Origin of the sequence: Microcystis sp. M53598_WE2, assembly GCF_030067735.1 — a bacterium.
GTDB lineage: Bacteria > Cyanobacteriota > Cyanobacteriia > Cyanobacteriales > Microcystaceae > Microcystis > Microcystis aeruginosa.
Window position 1 is genome coordinate 1 of sequence record NZ_JASJFE010000247.1, and the last position, 7,667, is coordinate 7,667.

Genomic DNA, 7,667 nt, shown 5'->3' on the forward strand with positions numbered 1-7,667 from the left:
ACGGTAAAACCCTAGAAATTGATGTGTTAGTAACTAATGAAAATCATGTGCTAGTAGTGGAAGTCAAAAGTAGTTTAAGTGTAGATGATGTCAAAGAATTAATCAAGAATCTAACAGAATTTAGGCAATTTTTCCCAGAATATAACCACAAACAATTATATGGGGCAGTAGCAGGCATTGAAATCGAAGAAGGAGCAGATAAATATGCCTATCGTCAAGGTTTATTTGTCTTGGCACAAAGGGGTGAAAATGTAGCGATTCTTAACGATACTGAGTTTCAACCGAAAACGTGGTAGGGGCTTTAAAAACAAGATGTAATCAGGTTAGTGCCAAGTTAATTCAGAGGAAAAACTATGACCACCACCGCCGATGATGTTTGGAAATTATTAGCCGAATTAGTAGAAGCTCAAAAAGAGACAGAAAGATGCTTTCAAGAAACCGAGCGACGCTTTCAAGAAACCGAGCGTGTTCTCAAAGAACAATCTTTAGAAACCGAGCGGATTCTCAAAGAACAATCTTTAAAAACTGATCGCCAAATTACCAGACTCAGTCAAGAAATTGGTAATCTTGGCGGTAAATGGGGACGTTTTGTCGAAAATATGGTAGCCCCAGCTTGTGAGACTTTATTTTTAAATCGTCAGATTCCCGTACATCAAGTTAGTCAAAGAGTCAGAAAACGTCTCGACGGTAAAACCCTAGAAATTGATGTGTTAGTAACTAATGAAAATCATGTGCTAGTAGTGGAAGTCAAAAGTAGTTTAAGTGTAGATGATGTCAAAGAATTAATCAAGAATCTAACCGAATTTAGGCAATTTTTCCCAGAATATAACCACAAACAATTGTATGGGGCAGTAGCAGGCATTGAAATCGAAGAAGGAGCGGATAAATATGCTTATCGTCAAGGTTTATTTGTCTTGGCACAACGGGGTGAAAATGTAGCGATTCTTAACGATACTGAGTTTCAACCGAAAACGTGGTATAATATTTAAGCTTGTCTTTGGGAAAGTCCAGTGCAATTCTGGTACTGTGCCGCAGCTGTAATCAAGTAAAAAGTAAAAAGAGTACATCTTCCCTTTTTCCTTGCGAGTCAGAATGCCAATTACAAGTTTTTAATCGGTAGATAGACAAATAATTTTCTAACTACTTCTCTGCGTCGCATGGAGAACACACAAAGGTGAATTGGTTAGTTGAAGCAAATGCTTGTCCCGGTTTGTTTTATGGAACTGCTGCCCAGGATGGGTTTTTAATTCGTCTCCGCACCCCCGGTGGATGGCTCAATTCTCCACAGGGAAAAGCGATCGCCACTTGGCTCGAACAATGGCAGACGACAATACAAGTTACCAATCGGGCAAATCTGCAAATTCGCGGACTGCAAAAATCCCCCACTTTAGAAGAATTTCAAACCCTGCAAAAATTAGGTTTAGCTGCCCATAATCCCAGTGTTGATCATCTGCGTAACATCATGTCAAGTCCCACGGCTGGAATTGACTGCCAAGAATCGATCGATACTCGTCCATTAGTCCAAGAATTAGATAATTTTATCCAAAATTATCCATCAATTGCCCAACTAAGTCCTAAATTTAGTATCGGGATCGATGGCGGTGGTGCAGTGGGAATTGGCACCAGTTCAACTATGGCCTGGCAACACCGCTATAATGAGATTCAGCTATCGGCAATTACCGTCAATAATCCGACAAATTTAACTTCTCTTGTTTGCTTTCGATTAGCCCTCGCAGGAGATAAACAATTCTATGACACGGACTTATTAATTGAGCCAGAAAACTGTTTAGCTGTGGTCAAAGCTTTAGTAACAGTTTATATCGATTATGTTCAACAAACCCCCAATATCAAGGGGAAAAAACCGCGGATGAAACACCTGCTCAAAGATTGGGGATTAGCCAAATATCTCGAACAAGTTAACTGCCAATTACATCGGACTTCTACCGGCATAATAAAAGGGCAAGAATACCAGCAGGCTGCCCATTCTACTCAACCCTATTTTCATCTGGGAATTCATCCTCAAAAGCAACCCGGATTGTCTTATATTGGTCTATCATTAAGATTAGGACAATTGACGGCTAATCAACTATGGGGATTAGCGGCACTATCAGAAACTTTTGGCAGTGGTCAGTTACGATTAACTCCTTGGCAGACTGTTATATTACCCGATATTCCCGATGAAAAAGTCTCAGAATTGTTGCCAAAACTGGCATCCTTAGGATTATCCGCTTCTCTTGGATGGGATGCGGGGATAGTTGCCTGTAGCGGTAAACCGGGCTGTGCGGCGGCGGCCACTGCAACTCAAATTCATGCTTCTCTCCTGGCAGATTATTTGAAAGAACGCTTAACCTGCAATTCTCCTGTTAATATTCATTTGACAGGTTGTGCTAAATCCTGCGCTCAACCGGGTCCAGCCGAAATTACCCTTTTAGGAACTACCATCGAGGAAAATGGCCAAATACTAGAAGCTTATCAAGTCTATGTGGGTGATAGTCAAAAATTCTTAGAAACACCTATATTTGAGGGAGAATTTACCAAGATTCCCCCCCTCATAGCCCAAATTTTAAGCTCCCAAAACTCGAAAATTTTAGATAAATAGAATGGAATACATTAAGAATGGTGAGGAAATTTACCGCAAATCTTTTGCTATTATTCGGGCTGAAACTAACTGGGAAAATCTCCCCGATGATTTAGCTCCTGTGGCGGTTCGTCTAATTCATTCCTGCGGGATGACAGACATAACAGAAGATTTAGAAGCATCACCGGACGCGGTTAAAATCGGACGAAATGCCCTCGCTGGGGGTGCAGCAATTCTCTGTGATTCTCAAATGGTCGCTAATGGCATTACCAAAGCGCGTTTACCTAAAGATAATCCGATTATTTGTACCCTCAATTATCCAGAAGTGACCGAGTTGGCACGGCAAATTAATAATACCCGCTCCGCTGCCGCTTTAGAACTTTGGCGACCTCGTTTAGCTGGAGCAGTGGTAGCCATTGGTAATGCACCAACCGCACTTTTTCGCCTGCTAGAATTGCTCGATCAAAATGTAGATAAACCGGCTTTGATTTTAGGCTTTCCCGTGGGATTTGTGGGAGCCGCAGAGTCGAAATTAGAATTAGCAACTAATAGTCGTGGTGTGCCATTTATTACCCTGCACGGACGTAGGGGAGGCAGCGCAATCGCAGCAGCAGCAGTCAATGCCCTAGCAAAAGAGAACGAATTATGAATAAATTAGGCAAACTTTATGGATTAGGAATCGGGCCCGGCGATCCCGAATTGTTGACGCTAAAAGCACACCGGATTCTCACAACTGTTCCGGTAATTGCTTATCCTACCTTAGAAAGTGGCAAAGTTTTGGCACGGGCAATTGTGTCGGATTTTATCCGTCCCGAGCAGATAGAAATTCCCATGCCTTTACCTTTTAGTGTCGAGCGCAGTTCTCAACCTCATTATGATATTGCCGCCGAAAATATCGCCGAACAGTTAAACTTAGGCCGAGATGTGGCGGTTTTATGTGTGGGCGATCCGATGTTGTATGGCACATTTATGTATATCTTTAATCGCTTGTGTGATCGCTTTTCAATTGAAGTCGTGCCGGGTATTTCTTCAGTGATGGCAAGTGCAGCAATGCTGGGTGTACCTATTACTTATCGAAATGACGTATTTAGTATTATGCCCGCTACTTTAGAGGCGGAAATATTGCGGGATCGCCTAGCCTTTATTGATGCAGCAGCGATTATTAAATTGGGCAGACATTTCGCTAAAGTTCGCAATATTCTCGATGAATTAGGATTATTAGAACGCGCCCTCTACATCGAACGAGCAACCTTACCCAATCAGCAAATTATTCCGATTACAGAAGTCGATCCAGAGGCTGCTACTTACTGGTCATTAATTCTGATTCCTAGTAAAACTAAACCCCAATAACTCTATAGACACTAAGTTAAATCTTCTATTCCCTACCTGACAGAACCTATAGGGTTTAGATGATATTATGAGAATGTCTTTTCTTCGTTGCTTTTTTGATTGCATAGGAGGCTATATACAGCGTTTCTCGGATTGATAAGGTAATCTATTTTCTTCTCCGTTCTCTGTCACCTAAAAATAACTACCATGTCCGATTCTCCTGAATCTATCCGCAATACTAGCGTCAGCGATCAAGCTACTAATAATGATGCTCTCGGATTTGAGCCTTATGTAATAGCGATCGCTGAATTTTTGTTGCATCAGCAGACACAACCACCCCTAACTTTATCGGTTGAGGGAGAGTGGGGTAGTGGCAAGTCTTCTTTTATGAAAATGTTGGAGGAATATTTACGAAAAAAAGGAGGTCGGACGGTTTGGTTTAATGCTTGGCGACACGATAAGGCGGAGTCGGTATGGGCGGCTTTTGCACTGTCTTTTATTAAGCAGATTTCTACGCCCAAAAATTGGCGAGATTTGCCTCGAATTATCCTAGGACATTTTAAGTTACAATTATTGCGTTTTAACCTAGAAAAAGGCTTATTTGAATTAATTAAAGCTTTACCAGTAATAATTTTTGTGATTTGTGCCTCAATTGCCATTCCTTTTATTTTAATCGTTTATGGAGTTGAAGGAATTAACGAATTAATCAGAGCAACAACCTCTCAAGATGTTTTTTGGAGCAAAATTAATTCAGTTTTTAAATTATTATTTACTGCGGTCGGTGTCACCTTATCAGGAGCGGGGATTTTCGCTGGTATTAAGAGTTTATCGAGCAATTTTCAAAGGTTACTTCAAAACCCCAAAAACAACCTAATTAAATATATAGAAGCCCCAGATTATAAAAAACAATCGGCATTTGTAGAAGAATTTCATGAAGATTTTGCTAAAATTGTCGATGCCTATGTTGGCAATGATCGAGTATATGTATTTATTGACGATTTAGATCGTTGTGAACATCCAAAATCAGCGGACTTGATGCAAGCGATTAACTTGATGATTGCTGATGATCCTTCAGTGGTGTTTATTTTAGGAATGGACAGAGAAAAAGTAGCCGCTAGTTTAGCGGTAAAATACGAAAACATTCTCAAGTATTTACCGTCGGAAACCACAGAAATTGATCCTGATATTTTAGCGAGACGTAGTGCTAATAAAGGGTTAGCTTATGGTTATACCTTTATTGAAAAGTTTGTCCAGCTTCCCTTTTTAGTTCCCCAACCATCCCAGTCAGATTTTGAGCGTTTTTTGACTCAGCTTGCTACTTCAACTCCTCCCAATTTACCGCCAGCTAAATCCCGTTCCCAATTTTTTCAGTCATTCTGGGGTAAGTTTAAGTTAGCTTTACCCCAGAGAAATAATTCGCAAAAGCATCTCACTTCTGCAACAAGTAATCAGACAAGTGATTTAAAAAACTTGTCTCTAGATAATCCTTCGATAGAATCTGAACAAACCGAAAAAGAGAAAGCACGAGCATCTGTAATTAAGCGATTAGAAGCGATTCAAGTCAACAAATCTGATAATAGAGATTCCCAAACAGTGCGGAATATCATTATGATGGTGGCTCCCGCATTGGATTACAATCCGCGACGGATTAAACACTTTATCAATGTCTTTCGTCTCAAGGTTTATATCGCTAATGAAACTGGTTTATTTTTTGAGGAGCGAGATGAGAATGATAATTTGTTAGTTCCTTCTCTAACTTTTGAACAGTTAGGTAAGTTTACTGCGATTAGTTTAAAATGGCCATTGTTATTGTCAGATTTAGAAAATGATCAGCGAATTTTAGCAAAACTAGAAGAATTTGCACTGCGAGAGTCGATGCAATCAAATGAAGAAGAAACCAAAGAATATGACGAGTCGCTTCGCTATTGGGGTAGTTATACTAAGCTAAAAGCTTTAATGGCTTACGGTCATGAAAAATCGGCAGCTAACTCTAAATTTAGCTTGGCAGAGGTAAATGTTGATAAATTATTACAAGTATCACCTAGGGTAATTCGGTCAGCTAATGAACCTATTCAACAAAAACAAATTTCCCAAAATATTACCTCATTGCCTCCAGACTTTAACCTAGAAATGGTGGATATACCCGCCTGTAGATTTAACATGGGTTCTGATGAGTATGAAGAGGAAAAACCGATACATGAAGTAATTGTGCCAGCATTTCAGATAGGCAAATATCCCGTCACTCAGGCACAGTATGAAGCAGTGATGGGATTCAATCCTTCAAAGTTTTCAGGAAATCCTCAGAATCCAGTAGAATTTGTTAGTTGGTTTGATGCTCAAAAGTTTTGTAAAAAATTGAGCCAGTTAACCAGAAAAAACTACCGTTTGCCTACAGAAGCAGAATGGGAATATGCCTGTCGCGCCGGTACAGAAACTCGATTTAGTTTTGGCGATGATGAAGATCAACTGGGAGATTATGCCTGGTTGACTGTTAATTCAAATAATGCAACCCATCCTGTTGGGGAAAAGCGACCTAATCCCTGGGGAATTTATGATATGCACGGCAATGTTTGGGAATGGTGTGCTGATCAATATCATCAAAGTTATGCAACCAAACCAGACAATATTAAAGAAAATGGCAGCATTGCATGGCTAGATAGTAATATAGGCAATGAGTCATCAATGATGCTGCGCGGCGGTTCGTGGGGCAGCTATCCTGTAAACTGTCGCTCGGCGGTTCGGATTGGGATTGATGCCGACGATTGTGATGGCTGGCTCGGTTTTCGTGTTGTGTGCGATCTCCCCTAATCAGTTATCAGTTGGGAGCCACCATTGGCGTAATAATATTATTGTAGGGGCGAATTGCATTCGCCCTCTTTGAATAACTTCTACTGCTCACCTATAGGTGAGGGAAAGTCACAAATAGGAGATGCAGCCGATAATTTTCTGGAAATATAGTCTTTAAACCCTTGTCTGGCAAGACTACAAGGAATGATAAGCAATGATTATCACACAAAGTCGAGGAGAGCCATAGGGGGAGCCTGAGAATGGAGATCGCTGTAGTTAGCCATCACCGCTTTTTATGGTTACTTTAATGTTAGAATCGAATCACTTCTTTTAGGTTTTGCTATGCGTGCGATTGAAACCACTGGTATCCTCAATACCCAAGGACAAATTCAACTTGATCATCCTATTCCCCAAGAAAAAGATCGGTTTGTGCGCGTCATTCTTTTGATGTCGGAGGATGAACTGAACGAAAAAAACTGGCTAGATGCCGTTTCCCATAACCCTAGCTTTGCTTTTCTGCAAGATACCGAAGAAGATATTTATACCCTTAACGATGGACAACCTGTAACTAATGAAGGGTAAAATTGTATTAATTTAATTTCCCTTCGACGATTTATCTTCCAGTAAGGTTCGTCATCTTTGCCCTAATTACCAGTCGTATTCCAGAAAATCCCCTTCATACAGATATTATTCTGAGACCAGAAAATCCAGATTTTATGATCAGTGGTCTTCGCCAATCGTCAGCCATCAGACTTGATCATTTAGTAACACTTCGCTCTTCACTGATTCAGCGTGAACTAGGCTCATTATCATTAAAAACTCAAACTTTAATTATAGATATTTTGTCCGACCTTATCCCAATGGTTTTTCAGGTGTCCGGGCATACTGCGACAATAGGTTTAAGCTGGGTAACTCTTGGAGAATCTGCTGGGAAGTATAACCTTTTAAATGGTAGTTGATGACATCCTCAATC

General features: G+C 40.5%; 6 protein-coding genes, 1 pseudogene and 1 riboswitch. All 7 genes and pseudogenes read left to right on the forward strand.

The features are described from left to right. Positions 1-296 (forward strand): annotated as a pseudogene (locus PX636_RS05190) (DUF3782 domain-containing protein); the annotation flags it as partial. A 57-nt stretch (positions 297-353) separates the two neighbouring features. Continuing rightward, the gene (locus tag PX636_RS05195; RefSeq protein ID WP_288116402.1) at positions 354-989 is read left to right on the forward strand and encodes a DUF3782 domain-containing protein; all 636 of its coding nucleotides are present in this window, start codon (positions 354-356) and stop codon (positions 987-989) included. Then, positions 960-1,118: riboswitch (cobalamin riboswitch) on the forward strand. It overlaps the preceding gene by 30 nt. 56 nt (positions 1,119-1,174) lie before the next feature. Beyond that, entirely contained in the window at positions 1,175-2,599 is a 1,425-nt protein-coding gene (cobG, locus tag PX636_RS05200) for a precorrin-3B synthase (RefSeq protein WP_288116403.1), read from the forward strand. Position 2,600: 1 nt separating this feature from the next. Then, positions 2,601-3,227, forward strand: coding sequence for a precorrin-8X methylmutase (locus tag PX636_RS05205; protein ID WP_288116404.1), 627 nt, complete (start codon positions 2,601-2,603; stop codon positions 3,225-3,227). Continuing rightward, positions 3,224-3,928, forward strand: a complete 705-nt coding sequence (cobI, locus tag PX636_RS05210; RefSeq protein WP_147070536.1) for a precorrin-2 C(20)-methyltransferase — start codon at positions 3,224-3,226, stop codon at positions 3,926-3,928. The genes PX636_RS05205 and cobI overlap by 4 nt, the downstream gene beginning before the upstream one ends. A gap of 186 nt (positions 3,929-4,114) precedes the next feature. Beyond that, on the forward strand, positions 4,115-6,715 hold the full coding sequence (locus PX636_RS05215) for an SUMF1/EgtB/PvdO family nonheme iron enzyme (RefSeq protein WP_288116405.1): 2,601 nt from the start codon (positions 4,115-4,117) through the stop codon (positions 6,713-6,715). Between the two features lie 321 nt (positions 6,716-7,036). After that, positions 7,037-7,276, forward strand: a complete 240-nt coding sequence (locus PX636_RS05220) for a hypothetical protein (RefSeq protein ID WP_002797650.1) — start codon at positions 7,037-7,039, stop codon at positions 7,274-7,276. Positions 7,277-7,667 lie beyond the last annotated feature (391 nt).